The following is an 18362-nucleotide window of genomic DNA, read 5'->3' as shown; positions in this document are numbered from 1 at the left end:
TTGTGGCATCGAGCCGCAAGCACATCGCCAGCGCGGGCCGGCTAGGGAGCGGCCCGGCGCTCGGCCCGCAAGTTCTGTGTGCCGCGGGCCGCGCAAAGCGCGGTGGAGCAACTGAAGTGCGAACCTTGCAGCCTGTCACCGACCCAGCGCCACCGGCAGCCGAGCATGGCCCGCTCGACATGCTGCGCCTGGCGCTGCGCCAGGGCTTGCACCCCGAGGAGGGGCTGCACCCCAGCTGGCTGCCGCCCGATTGGCCGGTGCGCCACCGCAGCACCTCGCGCTTCGGGCCTGCCGGCCGCGCCGTGCTTGGCCAACTGCTGCGCGCCCGCGGCCTGGCCGACGAGACCGTGGACCTGCAGTTCGATTCCCAGCTCAAGCGCGTGGACCTGATGGACGCCACCTCGCTGCGGCTGCTGGCCATCTACTGTGGCTTCGCGGCGCACAAGCCGCTGTTCGGCCTGCGGGGTGGCCTGGGTCAGCAGGTGCGGCGCCAGGCGCTGCGCGTGGCCGACGACGCGGTCGACTTCGTGCTCGACCGCGTGCCCCAGCTCACCCACATCCGCGTCGACATGCAGCGCCTGCAAGAGCAACCGCATGCGGCCGGCCATGTGATGGTGCAGCGCGGCTACCGGCTGCTGACGGGCGCGCTGCTGCCCGAGGGGCCCGCGGTGCTGCAGCGCATCCGGCTCAAGTTGCCGCAGCGCGTGAGCCGCTTGCGCGTGCCGCCGCTGCAGCCGCGCCAGCTCGAACAACTCAGGGAGCTGATGCTGCTGTGCATCGTCCCGGAAAGACTGCCGCAATGGGACTGGCTTTTCTGATCACGACCGACAACCTGCAGCTGCTCAGCGAGCGCAAGGTGCTGAAGGAGGCCGAGTACGCCGCGTTGCTCGACGCCTCGGCCGTCGTGGAGGCCGCGCGGCAGGAGGCGCGCCGCATCGAGCAGCAGGCCCGGCAGCAGGCCGAGGACAGCCGCCGCCAGGGTCACGAGCAGGGGCTGGAGGCGGCGCGCGCCGAGTACGCCCAGCAGCTGGTGGGTGAGGCCCTGGCCGCGCAGCGTCAGCTGCAGGCACTGCGCGCGGCGATGGCGCAGATCGTCGCCCAGGCCGTGCGGCAGTTCCTGGGCGAGGCCGATCCGGCGGCGCTGCTGGAGACTGCGCTGCGCCGCGTCGACACCCTGGTACGCCACGAGCCCTTCGTCATGCTGCGCGTGGCGCCTGCGCAGGAGGAGCACGTGCGCACGGCGCTGCGGCAGATCGGCGGCGAGCTGGCCTGGGCCCAGGCGCTGGCCGTCGTGGCCGACCCGGCCCTGCCGGCCCAGGCCTGCGTGCTGCAGACGCCCTCGGGCACGCTGCAGATCGGTGTTGATGCGCAGCTCGACGCGTTTCGCGCCGCGGTGGAGCGCAGCGGGTTGCTGCAGCCCACGGAGCAGGGCTGATGGACGAGCTGGCCACGCAAAGCATCGTCGACGACCTGTCGCGCGCCTTCGGCCACCTGCCCACCGTGGGCGTGCGCGGCCGCGTCAGCAAGGCGGTGGGCATGCTGATCGACGCTACCGGCATCCAGGCTCATGTGGGCGAACTCTGCGAGCTGCGCACGCCGGGCGAGCCGCCGCTGCTGGCGGAGGTGGTGGGCTTCCAGAAGCAGGTGGCCATCCTGACGCCGCTGGGGCCGACCACCGGCATCTCCGCGTTGACCGAGGTGGTGCCTTCAGGCCGTGGCCATGTCTGCCCCGTCGGGCCGGGCTTGCTCGGCCGGGTGCTCGACGCCATGGGCGAGCCCATGGACGGCAAGGGCCCGCTGAAGGCAATGGCGCGCATGCCGGTCCAGCGCGCACCGGTGAACCCGCTGGCGCGCCGCATGGTGGCCGAGCCGCTGGCCACCGGCATCCGTGCCATCGACGGCCTGCTGACCCTCGGCGAGGGCCAGCGCGTGGGTGTGTTCTCGCCGCCCGGCGTGGGCAAGAGCACGCTGCTGGGCATGCTGGCGCGGGGCTCCACGGCCGACGTCAACGTGGTGGCGCTGATCGGCGAGCGCGGCCGCGAGGTGAAGGAGTTCATCGAGCGCAGCCTTGGCGCCGAAGGCATGGCCCGCACGGTGATGGTGGTCTCCACCTCCGACCGGCCGCCGATGGAGCGCATCAAGTCGGCCTATGTGGCCACCACCATCGCCGAGCATTTCCGCGACCAGGGGCAGAAGGTGCTGCTGATGGTGGACTCGCTGACGCGCTTTGCGCGCGCCCAGCGCGAGATCGGCCTGGCCAGCGGCGAGCCGCCGACGCGTCGCAGCTACCCGCCGTCGATCTTCTCCATGCTGCCGCAATTGCTGGAGCGCGCGGGGCAGGGCGAGCGTGGCTCCATCACTGCGGTGTATTCGGTACTGACCGAGGGCGAGGACGACAGCGACCCCATCGCCGAGGAGGTGCGCTCCATCCTGGACGGCCACATCGTGCTGTCGCGCAAGCTCGCCGCGGCCAACCACTACCCCGCCATCGATGTGCTGACCAGCGTCAGCCGCGTGATGTCGGCCGTGGCGTCGCCCGAGCATGCGCAGGCGGCCGGGCGCCTGCGCTCCCTGATGGCCAAATACCAGGAGCTGGAGCTGCTGATCCAGATCGGCGAGTACCGCCAGGGCGCCGAAGCGTTGGCCGACCTGGCGGTGCAGCGCCGGGCAGCGACGCAGCAGTTCCTCGCGCAGAAGCCCGGCGAGCGCCAGGGCTTCGAGCAGATGCTGGCGGCGCTGCGGCGGCTCGCCGAGGGCGTGTGACATGGCCATCGCCTGGAAGCTGCTGGCCGACGTGCGCGAGCGCCACCAGCGCAGCGCACTGCAGGTGGTGGGGCGTGACCAGCGGGCGCTGCAGGCCTGCGAGGCGAGGGCGCAAGAGGCCGAGCAGCAATGGCTGCAGCAGCACCAGGCCAAGGCGCAGCACTGGCAGTCCACTATGGCGGCAGTGGGCGAGGGCGGCTGCAGCGTGGCGCAGATGCGCCAGGCGGGTGCCTGGAGCCGTGCGCTCGATGGAAGCATCGTGACGGCCGGCGCGGCCGCAGTGCAGGCGCAGGTCGTGGTGGCGCAGGCTGCAGGGCTGCTCGACGCGAGCCGCGCGCAGCTGCGCCGCGCCAGCGCCGAGCTGGAGAAGGCCAGGCAGATGCAGCAGCGCGCCCAGGCCGAGCAACGTGCGCAGCAGGAGCGCCGGCAGGACGAGGCGACCGAGGAAGCGTCGGTGCAGATGTGGTCGGCAGCGCGGCGGGCCTGATGGACGAGTCCGCCTTCCTCCATCCCGAGCAGCTGCTCGCTTCCATCGCGCTGACCATGCCGCGGCTGTTCGCCGTGTTCGCGGTCACGCCCTTCCTGTCGCCCAACGTCATCACCGGCATGTCGCGCAACTCGCTGATGCTGATGCTGGCGCTGTTCATGTCGCCGCTGGCGGGCGACATGCCGGCGCTGTCGGTGACGATGTGGGTCGCCATCGCCGCCAAGGAGGCGCTGATCGGCGTGATGCTGGGCCTGGGCTTCGGCATCTTCTTCTGGGCGATCCAGAGCGTGGGCGACCTGATCGACTTCCAGACCGGCAGCGGCAACGCCGCCTTCTTCGACCCCGTGGCAGGGCATGACAACGGCCCCACCGGCGAATTCCTCGGCTGGGTCGTCATCAACCTGTTCGTGTCGGCCGGCGGCATGCTGGCGCTGGTGGGTGCCGTGGTGGACTCCTACCGCCTGTGGCCGGTGGCCGACTTCTTCCCGGACCTGAGCCACGTCATCGAGGCCTTCGCCATCCGACAGGGCGACACCCTCTTCACCTGGATCGTCAAGCTGGCCGCGCCGGTCATCCTGGTGCTGATGCTGGTGGAGCTGGGTGCCGGCCTGCTGCAGCGCGTGGCGCCGCAGCTCAATGTGTTCCAGAGCACTCAGTCGCTCAAGGGCCTGCTGGCCGCGCTGATGATGATGCTGTTCATGTATGTGTTGTGGGATTCGCTGCAGCAGTTCCTGCGACCCGACAACGGCGTGCTCGAGTTCCTGCGCTCTTCCATGAGGCCCCGCAGTGGCTGAGAAGGACCAGGCCCCGACGGCCAAGAAGCTGCGCGACGCACGCAAGCGGGGCGAGGTGGTGTTCAGCCACGACGTGGCGTCCAGCGCCGTCTTCCTGTTCGCCGTGCTGGCCTTGTGGCTGGCCGGCGCCACGATCTTCGGCCTGTGGCGCGAGCTGTGGCTGCACGCCACCAGCGAGCGCCTGTTCATCGCACCGGACGACGGCGTGCCGGCATTGCTGCTGCACGCCGGGCGCGTTCTGGTGGTCACCATGCTGGGCCTGGGCGCGATGGCGGCGGCGGGCGGCTTCGTCGGCTCATTCGCGCAGGTGGGCGGGCTGCTGGCCTGGGAGCGCATCAAGCCCGACGTCAACCGGCTCAACCCGGCGCAGGGTTTCCAGAAGATCTTCTCGACGCGCAACCTCATCAACCTGCTGAAGATGATGGTCAAGACTGCGCTGCTCGCATCGGTGATGTGGCTGGTGATCCGCGGTTGCCTCGATACCGCGCTGAAGCTCGGCTATGCGACGCCGTCGGCCGCGATGAGCGTCGGCGCCAGCCTCGTGCTGCAGAGTTTCGCCTGGGCGGGGCTCGTTTACGCGCTGATGGCGGGCGTGGACTACGCGCATACGCGCTACGAGTTCATCAAGGGCCTGCGCATGTCCATCGACGAGGTGAGGCGCGAGCACAAGGACGCCGAGGGCGACCCGCTGAACCGTTCGCGCCGGCGCAGCGCCCACTTCGAGGCCGTGTACGCGAGTCTGGCGGACCGCGTGCGCATGGCCTCGGCCGTCATCCATTCGCAGCGCGTGGCGGTGGCGCTGCAGTACCTCGGCGAGCACGACCTGCCGCGCGTGCTGGTGCGCGGCGAGGCCGAGCTGGCCGCACAGATCCGCCGCGTGGCGGGCGAGGCGTTGATCCCGATGGCCTTCGACCCATCGCTCGCCGAGCTGCTGTACGACGAGGTGCCGCAGGACCAGCCGATTCCGCGCTCGCTGTATGCGCCGGTGGCCCGGCTGCTGCAGTGGGCCCAGGGGGATAACTAGGGCCTGTTAACGCTATGGCAATGGGTCGCGTTGTCGCCAAAAAGGCCGCGAGCAAGGCGCAAAGCGGAGCCGGGTTGGGCACCCGGCGAGCATTGGCAACGCCGCACGCGGCCTTTTTGGCGACAACCCTTCGGGAAGGCCCGCCACAAGGGGCCACTCTGCGTTGCATCGCTTGCCCGCACACGAGTGCGGACGGCGCGCCGCGCCTTGATTGGCCCCTTGTGGCGGGCCTTCGCGGCCCATTGCCATAGCGTTAACAGGCCCGCGCTACGTGGACTCGTAGTTGCGAGGGCGACAGCCCTGCAACTACTGTTGATCGCCGGGCAGGAATGCACATCAGGCCCATCCGCCATAGACAAGGAGAGAGTGAATGCTTGACGCCGTAGGGTCCAGTTCTTTCGTCGGCCGGGACGACGCCGCACAGGCCGAAGAAGCGCGTCGCCGTGCCGAGGAGGCCGCACGCCGCGCTGCCGAGGAAGCGCGCCGCCGTGCCGAAGAGGCCCGCCGCCGTGCCGAGGAAGCCAAGCGCCAGGCCGAAGCCGCGCGCAAGGCCGCGGAGGAAGCCGAGGCCAAGGCGCAGCAGACCCAGGCCCAGCAGGACAAGGACAAGGCCGCCGAGGCCAAGGCCGACCTCAAGGCCAAGCGGGCCGATGCGCTCAAGGCCGAAGCTCAGGCCGTGTTCAAGGAGAAGGAGCACGGCCTCGCCAAGGCCAGGCTGAAGGACGCGCAGGACAACCGCGCGCCGGCCGCGCCGTCGGCCGCCACCCAGGATGCGCAGAAGCAGGTCGACAAGGCGCGGGCGACCTACGCCTTCTACGATCCATTGGCAGCCGCGCCCCTCTTCAACAGCGGTTCGCCCTTCATCAACGACCTGGGGCCACTGCGCGCCACGCCTCCGCTCGGCGGCAACAACCCGCTGTCGCCCGGGCTGGGGCCCTTGCAGTCAAAGCCACCCCTGGGCAGCAACCCGCCACCGTTCCTGCAGCCCATGCAGGGCGTGCCGGTCGCCAAGCATGACGTCGACGGTTATGCCCAGCAGATCCAGGACGTCTACGCCCAGTCGGGCGCCGCCACCGCTGCCCAACAGCTCGCGCAGGCGATGGGAGACACGAGCCTGAGCCCCGAGCAGCGCAAGCAGCTGATGGCCAAGGCCCAGCCGGTGGTCAGCAAGCTTGCCGAGACGGCGGGCCAGGAGGCGCGCCACACCGACCTGCCGGCCGACGGCCAGGCCGGCAAGACCACGGGCATCGACGACAAGGCGGAGTACCACGCGTTGGTCGACGACCTGGCCACGGCGGCCGATGCCGCCGGCGACCCGGCGCAGGCGCGGCAACTCGCGCGCACGTTGCTGGATCACCTCGCCGCGCCAGCCAAGCCAGGCGGTGGCGCCGACGGGCTCGACCTGTTCGGCGATGCGCTGCGCGCGCACAACGTCGGCAAGGGAGCGCTGCACGACGCGGTGCTGTTTGCCTTGCAATCGCCGCAGAACGCGCCGGCGGGCTCGGTGCTGGCGGCATCGCCCGACACGCTCGCGTCCACGGTGCGGCTGATCGCTGGCGTGCCGGAGCCGGCGGGCGTGGCAGGTGCGTCGCCCACCGACCTGGCGGCGATGAAGACCTACACGGACGACGAGATCGACCTGTCCCACGAGCTGCTGCTGGACGCGCGCAAGAAGGAAGCGGAGCTCGCCAAGTACAAGCCCGGCAGCGAGGACTACGAGAAGGCGGCCCAGGCCTACCGCAGCGCCGCCAACCTGACGATCCGGGAACGCGCCAAGAGCGAGCAGGCCATCGCGGCGGAGCTGCGCCAGACCTACAAGGCCGACGCGAAGAACGCGGTGGCCACCGAGGATGCGGCGCACGAGATCGCCAAGCGCTTCCGCGACGACCCAGAGGCGCAGATGGTGGTCGACGCTGCATTGAAGACGGTCAAGACCGAGAACGCCCAGCAGCGCGACACCGGCAACAAGCTCTATGAGTTCCACCGCGCGACCGACCAGGTCACGACGCTGCAGGCGCAGCTCAACGCGACCGGCCACACCGACGAGGGCGCCTACAAGACGGCCCTGGCTGACTACGAGACCAAGCGCAATGCCGTGATGGAGGCCTTGGGCCACGAGATCTCGTTGGCCACGGCCGGGCAACCGGACGGCGCCGCGCGCGACAAGGCGATCGACGACGCCGCGATGGGCCTGGTCGACCGTTACCTGGGTGACGAAGACCTGACCCGCATGGCCGCAGCGGCGCGCATCATCAGCCACACCGAGAGCGCCAGCGGCACGACCAACCAGATGCTCGCCCTCGGCAAGGCGATGCCGGCCGACACCAGCCTGCAGATCCGCGAGTTGGTGATGTCGGACCCGGGCGTGAAGAAGCTCGTCGACAGCTATGTGAACGAATCGGCCCAAGCTGTGACCGATGCCTACGACAAGGGCGTCAAGGACTACAAGGACGAGTACGGGGACACCTACCGGCGGGACAAGAACTATGCGGCGCCCGCCACGGCGGCCACGCGCAAGTTGATGGAGCTGACCGACCCGGCCAGGCATGCCGAACTCACGCCCGAGATCACGGCGCGCATCGTCAACAAGCTCTTCGGTCCGGACGGCAACGGCACCCTGGACAAGGTGATCGACGACGTCTCGCTGCATGGCGACCACTCCGCGGAGCTGATGACGATCGACGGCACGCCTGAGGGTTTCAAGTCCTTCCGCGGCATGGACAACGACATGCTGATGGGCTACGGCCTGAAGGACTTCGACGAGATCATCGGCGGCGTCAGCATGGTCATCGACCGCGCCGCGGCCGGCTCGCATCCGACTGGCAACAGCGCGGACGGCAAGCCGGTGATGGCCTGGGAATCGAGCGAGGTTCAGAAGGCGGTCGAATCCGCGGGGCAGTCCTTCACGATGAACATCGTCGAGAACTGGGGGCCGCAGCAGGGGCGTCTCAATGGCGGCTTCCAGCGCGCCATCGCCAACGGTTCAGGGGCGACGCTGGCTCTGGAGACGGCCAGGCAGGAAAAGGACTTCCAGTTCAAGATGGATTGGGGCCCGGCCGGCGGGCATGAGGTCGACCTCGCGAAGGAAACCCTGCAAAGCACCGCCAAGGGGCTGGACGACCTGAAGAAGAACTCGCGCCAGCTGTTCGAAGACAAGCACAAGGACATGGCCGCGCTTGAAGTGCCGCAGCTGCGCTTCGGCAAACTGATGACCGAGGAGCAGCAGCAGAAGGCGCTGCAGGCCGTGATCAAGCAGCACCCCGACTTCGCCAAGGCCTTCGAGGACGGCAAGCGCACCCTGGACGCGCGCGGCTACCAGCTGCTGCGCGACACCGAGATGGTCACCTTCTATGGCCAGGACGACAGGCTGGGCAAGCAGGACGGCTACAGCCAGGTGGACGACAAGCGCAAGGCGCTGCTGGACGACGACTACACCAAGACCATGCTGATGGGCAGCGATGCCGCCTCGACCCGCATCAAGGAGCAGGCGGTGCATTCGTCGCTGAACTGGATGCGCGACGCCGGCATCACACCGCCTGCGGCTGCAGGGGTGGTGCCGGTGAACCTGTACCTGCAGTGGACCGGCGACTTCGCCGAGAACGCCATCGAGAACAACAAGCTCAAGGGTGTCTACGGCGCTGGCTATGGGCGGCTGGGCAACCATGGCCCGGCGGCGGCGGCGAGCTGGGGCGCGGTGGGCGTCACGCAGCTGTGGTTCACGGACTACCTCTATCACAACCTCAAGTTCGACTCGAGCGAGTCCTGGCGCAAGCCGGTGCTGCTGGGGCTGGTGGGGGGCTTCGCGGGCATCAAGGTGCTCGAGGCCGGCGCCGCGCTGGCGCACAAGGGCGCGCAGGCATTGCCGCCGAGCATGCAGAGGGTTCTCAACGACACCAGGGGCCTGCCGAGCCTCAGCACGATCGAGCGCGGCAGCGAGTTCACCCGCACCGCCGAATGGAAGTCCATCGGCTTCTTCGGCCTGCTGCATGCCGACGCTGCGGTGTGGGACGCGAGCCGGGTGAACAGCGAGATCAACAACTTCGTCGACGGCAAGCCGGTGGACCAGCGCAACTTCTGGACCGCCACCGTCAACCTGTCCAACGACGTTGCGATCTCGACGCTCGAGTTCAAGGGGGCCTGGAACCTGCTGAAGGACCCGCTGGTCACCACCGAGGAGGCCAAGCGGATCGCCGCACAGGGTGGCGCGGCTGTGACGCGCGATGGGCCGATCAAGGCGGCGCAGCTGGCTATCGAGGGCGCCGTCAACAAGTACGCGCTCGGCCGTTTCGGCTTGAAGGCGGTGATGACGCCGGCGAACATCTACGAGGCTGTCGGCAAGTTCATGGCCAAGAAGCTCCCCTTCATGGAGGCCGGCCCTGCAGGCTGGCTGGCCACCATGGCCTGGACGGCGACCGACCTGGTCAACTGGTACGGCAATGAGCAGAAGATCCACAAGCAGCTGGAATCGGTGGATCGAGACTTCCTCTCCGCCGCCGGCATGTCGCCCGGCGCTGCTGACAATCTTGCCGACCGCGACCTGCTGAAGGCCAACTTCAACCGTTGGCTCAGCGGCGAGTCGCTGGCCGAGGGGCTGCTGGATGCCTACAGCGATGCCAAGGGCGACCCCGACAAGTTCGTGGACTGGGTCAACGAGCTGCAGCGCACGGGTCGGCTGGAGCAGGTACGCCAGGCGTCCGAATACGACACCGACAAGCAGGCGCCGGAGCACTACGAGGCCTTCCTGGCCCTGCCCGAGGACCCGACCAAGGTGGACCTGTCCTATTCGAGTGTGGCCTACAACGGCAGCAAGAAGCGCTTCGAGGATCCGATGACGCAGACCTACTACCGCGGTGGCAGCTGGGTCTACGACAAGGACATCGCGGCCGCACCCGGCGCCGCCAAGGTCAACGACCCCAACAAGGCGCACTACTTCATCGACTACAACCCGAAGTCGCGCGAGATCCATTGCATGGCCGACGTCAACATCCGGCTGTCTGCCCGTGGGGGTGAGGGCTTGAAGAACTGGCTGCAGGCGCATGGCATGGCGCCGCCGCCCCTGCCCAAGCCCGATGACACGCCGCCCGCACCGGTGGACACGTCGAAGACCGCACGCGGCAACACCTACACCGTGAAGGCGGACGAGAGCGTCTGGAGCATCGCCGGCAATGATCCCAAGGTCGTGGAGTGGATCTATGGCCACAACCTGTGGCTCAACGACCGCATGGAAAGCGACAAGCGCCCCATCAACGCGCGCGGCGGCCAGAACCCCAACTACATCGAAGTGGGCGATGTGCTGGTGCTTCCCGATGGGTATCACGCACCGAAGGCGTGATGTGCACCCGTGCCGCTTCGGCACGGCGTTGCGCCACCGCGTTCAGCCGTCGGCGCAACGGCCCCGTGCGGGCCGCCGTCAGGGCTCAGGCGGCGTAAGGCGCCGGCCCCAGCGCGGCCTGCATCAGCTGCAGGCGGTTGCGCACGCCGAAGCGCTTGCGCAGCTGGCGCATGTGGTAGTCGACGTTGTGCAACGAGAGGTCGAGTTGCGCGGCGATGAGCTTGTCGGGCAGGCCGCGCGCCAGCCGCGCCAGGATCTCGTTCTGCAGCGGCGTCAGCGCGCCGGCGGCGCTGCGCAGGCCGTCCGCTTGCGGTGCCAGCGTATAGCGGCTGTAGAACTCGTGCAGGCACAGGGCCAGGGTCAGGACCTGGCCCAGCACCGCATCGGTCATCCAGTCGCGGCCCGGTCGTTTCGAGATCAGGCTGATGATGTGCCGATCACGGCCCGGCAAGCTCGGCAGGCCCATCATCACGCCGCTGCCGGCACCGGTGGCGCGCAGGTCGTCGAAGAAGCGCTGGCGCAGGCCCTGCAGGTAGGAAGGCGTCTCGGCCTCGGCTTGCAGCTCGTCCAGCGTCCACATGACCGGCAGGCCGGATTCGGGCACGCGCTGCAACCGCGGGTCGACCAGGTGATAGGTCTCGGCGAAGTAGCGTTCCGTCCAGGCGGGATCCGCGTAGGTCGTGCAGAACGACCGCGGCACGGGGCGGTCTCCCGCCTGGCTGAAACAGCCGTAGCCCAGCCATTCAAAGCCGAGCGACCGCAGCAGCGCCTTCACCGAGCGCTGGCGCAGCTCGGGTGTCTCTGCCGCCATCAGCGCGACGAGCAGCGCCGGCTGCAGCCGCGGCTGGGTCAGGTCTCGTTGCAACCCTGGCGGCTCGTCGTGCAGCAATACCGGCGTGGTGCCGTTCGCTCCGGGCGGAAGCGGATGGTCGCCACGGCCGAACGCCGCTCCCAAAGACATCAACATTCCCATGCCAAACACCTCGGCTGCGCATCAGTTCCAGATACCGCATAAGGCGAGAAACGCGGAGCGACCGGCTCATGGCGTTTCAGCTGGATACGCTTTAGTCGCAGCGCTGCAGTGACTGCGACACGACGGCCGGCGTGGTGTCGGTCCGGCCAATGCCGTTGTGGCTCTGCACGTCGCGCAGGATGACCAGGCTGCGTCGCCACGCGGCACATGCCCGGGCGTTCTGGTGGCCGGCGGCAAGCGCCTGGCCCAGCAGGTAGTGGGCCACGCCCTGCTTGTAGCGTGTGTTCAGGTCGCGCAGTGAGCCCTCTGGCAGGCTGTTGTAGCCCTCCACCGCCCGCTGCGCCGCTGCTACGGCGGCCGCCGCATCGCCGTTGGCCAGCAGCGCCTTGCTCATCGAGCCGGTGACGATGGCCACCTCGGCGCGCAGTTGCGCGTTGCTGGGGTCCCGCCCACTCAGCTCGGACAGGATCTGGACCGCTTGCCGGTAGGCGTTGGCCGCATCGCGTGGCTGCTTTGCGCGCATGAGAGCCGCGGCCAGATTGGCGTGGTGGGCCGCGAAATTGCGCTGCAGGCGCGCATCATCACCATGCCTTTGCACGACCGGCCCTTGCAGCTCGAGGGCGCGCCGGAACGCCGCGATGGCCAGCTGCACCGTCGCAGCCTCCTCATCGCGTTCGAAGTAGTAGGTGCCTTCTTCCAGGTAGGTGGTGGCCAGGCCGGACGTGGCCGTCTCATCGCCAGGCCGGCTAGCGAGGATGGCCAGATACAGGCGCCGGGCGGTTGCCAGGCTCTTGAAGAAGGGCTCCACCTTGTCAACGAAACGCTGGACCTGCGCGAGCTGGGAATGCATCGCGGCATGGACGGTCTGCAACTCGGGATCCAGCTGGCCACGTGCGGCCAACATGTCCATCAGCCCGACCCCCTGGGCCACCAGTGATTCCGCCGCGGCGTCGTCATCCTGGGAGGCCAGCAGCGTGCCCTTGCGCTGATACAGCTGGGCGAGCGTGGCCGCGGCATGGGCCTGGCTCGGCTCGGCGACCCGCGGGTTGCCGACGAGGTCCTTCACCAGCGCGATGCCGCGGTCGTAGCTGTCGCGCGCGCTCTTCGGGTCACCGAGGTTGGCCGAATACGGGCGGCCCTGGATGTCGCCGATGTTGCGGTAGCCGCCGGCCAGCTCGATCTGCAGCTCAGCGTCCCCGGCGGCTTCGGCGCTCAAATGCCGCAGCGAGTCGAGCGCGTTCTGCACGACCATCCGCCGCGCCGCCGTGCCCCCTGGCAGCGGCGCGATGGCCTTCTGAAGGTCGCGCAGCATGAGGGTGGCCAGCTTGCGGACGTCGGCGAAGTGCTGCTCCGCACGGGCCTTCTGCCGGCGCGCTTCGTAGGCCTCATAGGCCGCCACGGTGGAGGCGGCCACGAGAACCAGCAGGGACGCAGAGAGCGCCACACGGTGGCGCCGCAGGAAGAGGCCGATGCGGTAGCGCCGCGCATGGGGCCGAGCCTGCACCGCGAGGCCTTGCAGGTGCCGGGAGAGATCGTCAGCCAGTTCCGCCGCGTTGGCATAGCGCTGCGCCGGCGACTTGTGCAGGGCTTTCATCACCACCGCATCCAGGCCACCGCGCAGCTGCCGCCTGAGTGTGCCGGCACCGGTCAGGCTGGCATCGACGGCCCGGCTTGGCCAAGGCGGGCCGTCTTCGAGGATGGCCTGGCCCGGCGAGACGTCGCCGACGCCGCGAGCATAGGGACTCGTCCGGGCGAGCAACCGATACAGCACCACGCCCAGCGAGAAGACGTCGCTCGCCGGCGTGACCGGCTCGCCGCGGATCTGCTCGGGGCTGGCGTATTCGGGCGTCAGGATGCGGTGGATTCCATCCGTGTGCTGGTTGTCGGCCTGCACCGGATGCAGCTGCTCGGCGATGCCGAAGTCCAGCAACTTGACCGTGCCATCGCCGCGCACATGGATGTTGCTCGGCTTCAGATCGCGGTGCACCACGCCGCGTCCGTGCAGATAACCCACCACCTGGCAGACGGTGACAAAGAGCCGCAGCCGATCTTCCACGCCAAGCCCGCGACCGTCGCAGTAGGTGTCGATGGCGTCGCCTTGAACGAGTTCCATGACAAACCACGGCGCGCCGTCGCCCGTGACGCCGGCGTCGATCAGTTTGGCGAGGTTGGGATGGTCGAGCGAGGCCAGGATGCGCCGCTCGGCCCAGAACGGTTCCAGGGCAACGGCCTGGTCGGCATCCGCCCTCATCACCTTGACCGCCACCTGCTGCTCGTACTGGCCGTCAGCGCGCTCACCGAGGTACACCTCGCCCATGCCGCCGCGGGCAATCAGCGACACGAGCCGATAGGCACCCAGTGTTCGCCCAACCCATGTCCCGGTCGCGCGCTGCCCCAGCGCCTCGAGCATGAATTCAGCGGGCGGCGCATCCAGGGGACTTGCCACAGCGCCGGCGGCTTCAAGCAGGTCTTCGACTTCGCGCATCAACGTCGAGTCGCCGGCGCTGGCATGCCGCACGAAAGCCTTGCGCTCGCTCGCCGGACGCTCCATGGCGTCGGCCACGACTGCCTTGGCCCGTTGCCACAGCTCGGCTTCCATCGATGCGCTCAATGCCGTTGCCTCCCGGGACGGCAGTGCAAGCTCATGCCGGCGCGACAGCGGAAAGAACTTCCCGGCGCGAGGCGACAGCAGCAGGCCGCGCCATTTCGCGCAGCAGCCAGGCCCGCGCCGTCACCCATTCCCGCTTCACCGTGGCCGGAGAAATGCCCAGCGTCTCGGCGGTCTCGTCGATGCTGAGCCCGCCGAAGTAGCGCAGCTCAACGACCTGGTTCTGCTGCGGGTCGAGGCGTTCCAGCCGTTGCAGGCACTGGTCGAGCGTGAGGATGTTGAGTGCCAGCTCGCCCGCCTGGATCGATTGGTCCCAATCCGTGGGCAACTCATGAAGTTCCTCCAGGCTCACGGCGATCTGGCCGCCGCCTCGCTTGCCTGTCTGGCGTGCGCGGGCATGGTCGACCAGGATGTGGCGCATCAGCTTGGAGACCAGCGCAAACAGCTGCGAGCGCGACTTCCACTGCACTTCGCGTTCCTTGGCCAAGCGCAGGAAGGCCTCGTGGACCAGGCCGGTGCCCTGGAGGGTGTGGCCTGAGCGCTCGCCCCGCAGATGGCGGCGCGCGAGATGACGCAGATCGTCATACACAAGCGGAATCAGGCGCTCGAACGCCTGGCCGTCGCCGTCGGACCACTGTCGAAGCAACTGCGTTACCGGCCCGTGGGCCATCTCGTCAACGGGTCCGCTCGTCATGATGCAACTTGCTCCTTGCTCAAACTGCTCGGGGTGCGCAGCCTACGTCTGCAAACGGCGATTGATGCACCGTTTTTTGGCAGCAGCCTCATTTCAGGGACATTGAAATCGCTTACACGCCGGTGGTGTGCAACTGCGCAGCGACCCGGCTCTCTCGACCCAGACATTCCTCGCCGCTGGGCCGAAGACCCAGCGGCGGCATACCTGCGATCAGCGATGAAGCGCGTTTGCTAACACGGCCATCGCTTCTGAAACTGGCGCCCGGCCGAAGCGGCCCTGCGTCTCATGTTCGCCGCTGGCGCCTGTGCGTCCGGGCGGAAGAGGTCGTAGTCGGGGCGATCACCGTTGAGTGATGCGGGTCGGTCGCGGTGCATGGGTTGTCTCCCTCGTTGTGGGCATTTCCGAGAGCCGGCGTGGCCGCAGCCGGACTGTCAGTCGTCCACACTGTGCTGGCAAATGTTATCGATGTCATTTGGGTTTACATCTGATGACATTGCCGATGCGCAGAGAGCACTGCGACGCCTGGCTGGAGCGTGGTGTCCCCAAAATGCATAAAGCTGCCGCTACGGCAGCTTTATGCGCCTAGGCCCAGGCGGTGACTGAACCAGGATTGGTCGTTCTCTCGTCGTAGCCATCCTCAAATCTGCATATATCGACGCCCAACTTTCATATGTGCTTCCCGTCCTTACGGGGTAGCCTGTCGGCAGTTTCGAGCGCCGACCTTGGCTCGGTGACATGGCGGGCGGTCTGGCTCTTGGCCCTACGGGATAACCCGGCAATCCAGATGCTGCGGAAGTGTTTTTTTTTCTGTCGATATGGCACCGATACCATATTCGAATACTGTTGATTTATTCGAACCGTCAAAGTGGGCGCCGAAACCACTGGCACGTGACAGCGTGCAGAAGCGAATCTGTAAAAAGGAAATCATGAGGCGGTTGCTCCAGTCCCTTCTCACGCTGCCACTGCTCGCAGCGGCCGCCCTCTGTGCTCAGGCGCAGGTGCCGCCGCTGGAGGTCGCCCATCCGGTCAAGGTGCTGAGCATCATCGACAAGCTGCCGGCGCGGCTCGAGGGGGCATCGGTAGAGAAAAATCTGACGTCCTACCTGCTCGTCTACTTCAAGGACGAGACGCACGACATCTATTTCGCCACTTCAGCCGATGGCTACACATTCACCGATGTGAACGGCGGCCAGCCTGTCTTCCTGGGCCGGGTGCTGGCGGAGCAAAAAGGCGTCCGCGACCCGCACCTGATGCGCGGGCCGGATGGCGCCTTCTACATGGCGATGACGGACCTGCACATCTTCGCCAAGCCCGCTGGCCTGCGTGCGACTGATTGGGAGCGATCCGGCGAGGAGTACGGCTGGGGCAACAACCGCAATCTCATCTTCATGAAGTCCTGGGACCTGCTGCACTGGACGCACCACCGCGTGCCGGTGGCCCAGTTGTTCCCGCAGGGCGGCGACCTCGGCGTCGTCTGGGCGCCCGAAACCATCTGGGACGACAAGGCCGGCAAGCCCATGGTCTATTACACGACCCGCGTGAAGAAGGGCGCCGACCACCTCGTCTACGCCTATGCCGACGCCGATTTCACGACGCTGACCACGTCGCCCGAGCCGCTGTTCACCTACCCGGTGAAGGGCAAGAGCGCCATCGACGGCGACATCACGCGCATCGGCGACCGCTTCCACATGTTCTACGTCGCGCACGACGCGCCCGGCCACCTGCGCCAGGCGGTGTCGGACCGCATCAACGGTGGCTATGTCTTCAACCCGCAGAAGATCGACCCGGAGACGGTGGGCACCGAAGCGCCCAACTTGTGGCGCCGCCACGGCAGCGACACCTGGGTGCTGATGTACGACGTGTTCGGCGCAAAGCCGCGCAACAACATGGGCTTCTCCGAGACCGCGGACTTCGTGAACTTCAAGAACCTGGGCCGTTTCAATGAACCGGGCTCGCCGATGAAGGCGACCAACTTCGTTGGCGCGAAGCACGGCGCCGTCATCGCCATCGCGCCGGAAGAAGCGCAGCGGCTGCAAACCTACTTCGCCCCATGAAAGCGTTCATCGCCTGCGTGCTGTCGCTTGGCGCTGCCATCGCCCAGGCGGACAGCGGGCGTCTCGATGCGGGCTCGCCCGGCCCTGTCATCCACAAGGAGGTCTATGGCCAGTTCGTCGAGCACCTGGGCCGCGGCGTCTACGAGGGCATCTGGGTGGGGCCGCAATCGCCCATTCCCAACACGCGCGGCATCCGCAATGACGTTGTCGCCGCGCTGCGCCGGATCAAGGTTCCCGTCGTGCGCTGGCCAGGCGGCTGCTTCGCCGACGACTACCACTGGCGCCACGGCGTCGGTTCGCAGCGCCAGCCCAGCATCAACTCGAGCTGGAGCAACGCCATCGAGCCCAACACCTTCGGCACGCACGAGTTCATGGACTTCGTCGAGCAGATCGGCGCCCAGCCTTATGTCGGCGTGAACTTGGGGTCGGGCAGCGTCGAGGAAGCGCAGGGCTGGATGCAATACATGACGGCGCCCGCCACCACGGCGCCCGGCGCGGAGCGCGCGCGCAACGGCCGCTCCGAGCCATGGGCAGTCCCGTTCGTCGGCGTCGGCAACGAGAGCTGGGGGTGCGGCGGCCACATGCACGCCGAGGAGTACGCCAACCGCTACCGGCAGTTCCAGGGCTACCTCAAGTCCTACTCCGGCCCCGGCATCCGCAAGATTGCCACCGGCCCGGACACAGACGACTATGAATGGACCGACACCGTCATGCGGCTGGCGACGAGGTTCCGCCCGAACGCGACGTCGCCCATCCTCTACAGCCCGCCCAAGCCGCTGCTGGATGGCTTGTCGCTGCATTTCTACACGCTGCCCAGCAACCGCTGGGGCGGCGTGCACCCCGCACGCGGCTTCGATGAGGCGGCGTGGATCTCGACGATGAAGCGCGCGCTGCTGATGGACGAACTCGTCGGCAAGCACAGCGTCATCATGGACAAATACGACCCGGGCAAGGAGGTCGCCCTCGTCGTCGACGAATGGGGAACCTGGTACGACAAGGAACCCGACGGCCCTGGCGGCCTGTGGCAGCAGAACACCCTGCGCGACGCGTTGGTGGCGGCCGTCACGCTGAACGTCTTCCACGCCCACGCCGAGCGTGTGCGCATGGCCAACGTGGCGCAAATGGTCAACGTGCTTCAGGCCATGATCCTGACCGACGGCCCGCGCATGCTGGTCACGCCGACCTACCATGTGTTCGACCTCTACCAGGTGCACCAGGACGCGCGTCGACTACCGCTGACGATCGACGCCCAGCGCTACCGCCACGGTGGGCTGGACGTGCCGGCGGTCACGGGCACGGCCAGCGTCGACGCGGTCGGCCGTACGCATGTGTCCCTTGCCAACCTCGACCCCAACCGGCCTCACCGCCTGACGCTGGACGTGTTGGGCCTGAAGCCGGGCGCCGTGCGGGGCCAGGTCTTGACGGCGCCGGCGATGGACAGCTTCAACGGCTTCGACGCGCCCGACACCGTTGCGCCGCTCGACTTCAACGGTGCACGTTGGACCGGTTCGACGCTGACGGTCGATTTGCCGGCGCGCTCGGTGGTCAGTTTGGAGCTTCGTTGACGGTTCGAGGCTGGCGTCTGAAACGAGTATTGAGCGCGCGAAGTGCAGCTACATTGATCAAGCTTCAG

Annotated in this window: 12 protein-coding genes; 9 read left to right on the top strand and 3 right to left on the bottom strand. The window is 67.9% G+C overall.

Annotated elements, in window-relative coordinates; genetic code table 11:
- Positions 1-125 precede the first annotated feature (125 nt).
- From AC1DW0_RS21265 to AC1DW0_RS21235, 7 genes are all read left to right on the top strand, one after another.
- On the top strand, positions 126-818 hold the full coding sequence (locus AC1DW0_RS21265) for a type III secretion system protein (protein ID WP_477947817.1): 693 nt from the start codon (positions 126-128) through the stop codon (positions 816-818).
- Positions 800-1435, top strand: a complete 636-nt coding sequence (sctL, locus tag AC1DW0_RS21260; protein ID WP_056193343.1) for a type III secretion system stator protein SctL — start codon at positions 800-802, stop codon at positions 1433-1435. The genes AC1DW0_RS21265 and sctL overlap by 19 nt, the downstream gene beginning before the upstream one ends.
- Entirely contained in the window at positions 1435-2763 is a 1329-nt protein-coding gene (gene sctN / locus AC1DW0_RS21255; RefSeq protein ID WP_477947815.1) for a type III secretion system ATPase SctN, read from the top strand. Before sctL ends, sctN begins: the two co-directional genes overlap by 1 nt.
- Before the next feature lies 1 nt (position 2764).
- The gene (locus AC1DW0_RS21250) at positions 2765-3250 is read left to right on the top strand and encodes a serine kinase (RefSeq protein ID WP_477947813.1); all 486 of its coding nucleotides are present in this window, start codon (positions 2765-2767) and stop codon (positions 3248-3250) included.
- Positions 3250-4044 carry a type III secretion system export apparatus subunit SctT gene (gene sctT, locus AC1DW0_RS21245; protein WP_056193482.1) on the top strand — a complete coding sequence of 265 codons (795 nt, stop codon included), beginning with the start codon at positions 3250-3252 and terminating at the stop codon, positions 4042-4044. The genes AC1DW0_RS21250 and sctT overlap by 1 nt, the downstream gene beginning before the upstream one ends.
- Positions 4037-5068 carry an EscU/YscU/HrcU family type III secretion system export apparatus switch protein gene (locus AC1DW0_RS21240; RefSeq protein ID WP_477947811.1) on the top strand — a complete coding sequence of 344 codons (1032 nt, stop codon included), beginning with the start codon at positions 4037-4039 and terminating at the stop codon, positions 5066-5068. The genes sctT and AC1DW0_RS21240 overlap by 8 nt, the downstream gene beginning before the upstream one ends.
- 370 nt (positions 5069-5438) lie before the next feature.
- Positions 5439-10400, top strand: a complete 4962-nt coding sequence (locus AC1DW0_RS21235) for a hypothetical protein (protein ID WP_477947809.1) — start codon at positions 5439-5441, stop codon at positions 10398-10400.
- An 85-nt stretch (positions 10401-10485) separates the two neighbouring features.
- Here AC1DW0_RS21235 and AC1DW0_RS21230 read toward each other — a convergent pair whose 3' ends face one another.
- From AC1DW0_RS21230 to AC1DW0_RS21220, 3 genes are all read right to left on the bottom strand, one after another.
- Positions 10486-11361 carry a helix-turn-helix transcriptional regulator gene (locus AC1DW0_RS21230; protein ID WP_477947807.1) on the bottom strand — a complete coding sequence of 292 codons (876 nt, stop codon included), beginning with the start codon at positions 11359-11361 and terminating at the stop codon, positions 10486-10488.
- A 103-nt stretch (positions 11362-11464) separates the two neighbouring features.
- Positions 11465-13972 (bottom strand): serine/threonine protein kinase, encoded by a 2508-nt coding sequence (locus AC1DW0_RS21225; protein ID WP_477947805.1) that lies wholly within the window; start codon positions 13970-13972, stop codon positions 11465-11467.
- Between the two features lie 43 nt (positions 13973-14015).
- Positions 14016-14651, bottom strand: coding sequence for a sigma-70 family RNA polymerase sigma factor (locus tag AC1DW0_RS21220; protein WP_457355466.1), 636 nt, complete (start codon positions 14649-14651; stop codon positions 14016-14018).
- Between the two features lie 950 nt (positions 14652-15601).
- On the opposite strand from AC1DW0_RS21220, the gene AC1DW0_RS21215 reads away from it, so the two are divergent.
- Together AC1DW0_RS21215 and AC1DW0_RS21210 are read left to right on the top strand one after the other, a co-directional pair.
- Positions 15602-16729 (top strand): glycoside hydrolase family 43 protein, encoded by a 1128-nt coding sequence (locus AC1DW0_RS21215; RefSeq protein ID WP_477947802.1) that lies wholly within the window; start codon positions 15602-15604, stop codon positions 16727-16729.
- The gene (locus AC1DW0_RS21210; RefSeq protein ID WP_457391825.1) at positions 16726-18294 is read left to right on the top strand and encodes an alpha-N-arabinofuranosidase; all 1569 of its coding nucleotides are present in this window, start codon (positions 16726-16728) and stop codon (positions 18292-18294) included. Before AC1DW0_RS21215 ends, AC1DW0_RS21210 begins: the two co-directional genes overlap by 4 nt.
- The last annotated feature ends 68 nt before the right edge of the window (positions 18295-18362 follow it).

The organism is Roseateles sp. P4_D2 (assembly GCF_056401875.1).
Note: the sequence above shows the minus strand (reverse complement) of the source record. Positions and strands in the feature narration are given on the sequence as shown.

What these genes read in the sequence shown, in the direction of transcription:
- sctL (WP_056193343.1), top strand. Translation starts at nt 800, where the DNA reads ATGGGACTGGCTTTTCTGATCACGACCGACAACCTGCAGCTGCTCAGC.
- sctN (WP_477947815.1), top strand. Translation starts at nt 1,435, where the DNA reads ATGGACGAGCTGGCCACGCAAAGCATCGTCGACGACCTGTCGCGCGCC.
- AC1DW0_RS21250 (WP_477947813.1), top strand. Translation starts at nt 2,765, where the DNA reads ATGGCCATCGCCTGGAAGCTGCTGGCCGACGTGCGCGAGCGCCACCAG.
- sctT (WP_056193482.1), top strand. Translation starts at nt 3,250, where the DNA reads ATGGACGAGTCCGCCTTCCTCCATCCCGAGCAGCTGCTCGCTTCCATC.
- AC1DW0_RS21235 (WP_477947809.1), top strand. Translation starts at nt 5,439, where the DNA reads ATGCTTGACGCCGTAGGGTCCAGTTCTTTCGTCGGCCGGGACGACGCC.
- AC1DW0_RS21230 (WP_477947807.1), bottom strand. Translation starts at nt 11,361, where the DNA reads ATGTCTTTGGGAGCGGCGTTCGGCCGTGGCGACCATCCGCTTCCGCCC.
- AC1DW0_RS21225 (WP_477947805.1), bottom strand. Translation starts at nt 13,972, where the DNA reads ATGGAAGCCGAGCTGTGGCAACGGGCCAAGGCAGTCGTGGCCGACGCC.
- AC1DW0_RS21220 (WP_457355466.1), bottom strand. Translation starts at nt 14,651, where the DNA reads ATGGCCCACGGGCCGGTAACGCAGTTGCTTCGACAGTGGTCCGACGGC.
- AC1DW0_RS21215 (WP_477947802.1), top strand. Translation starts at nt 15,602, where the DNA reads ATGAGGCGGTTGCTCCAGTCCCTTCTCACGCTGCCACTGCTCGCAGCG.
- AC1DW0_RS21210 (WP_457391825.1), top strand. Translation starts at nt 16,726, where the DNA reads ATGAAAGCGTTCATCGCCTGCGTGCTGTCGCTTGGCGCTGCCATCGCC.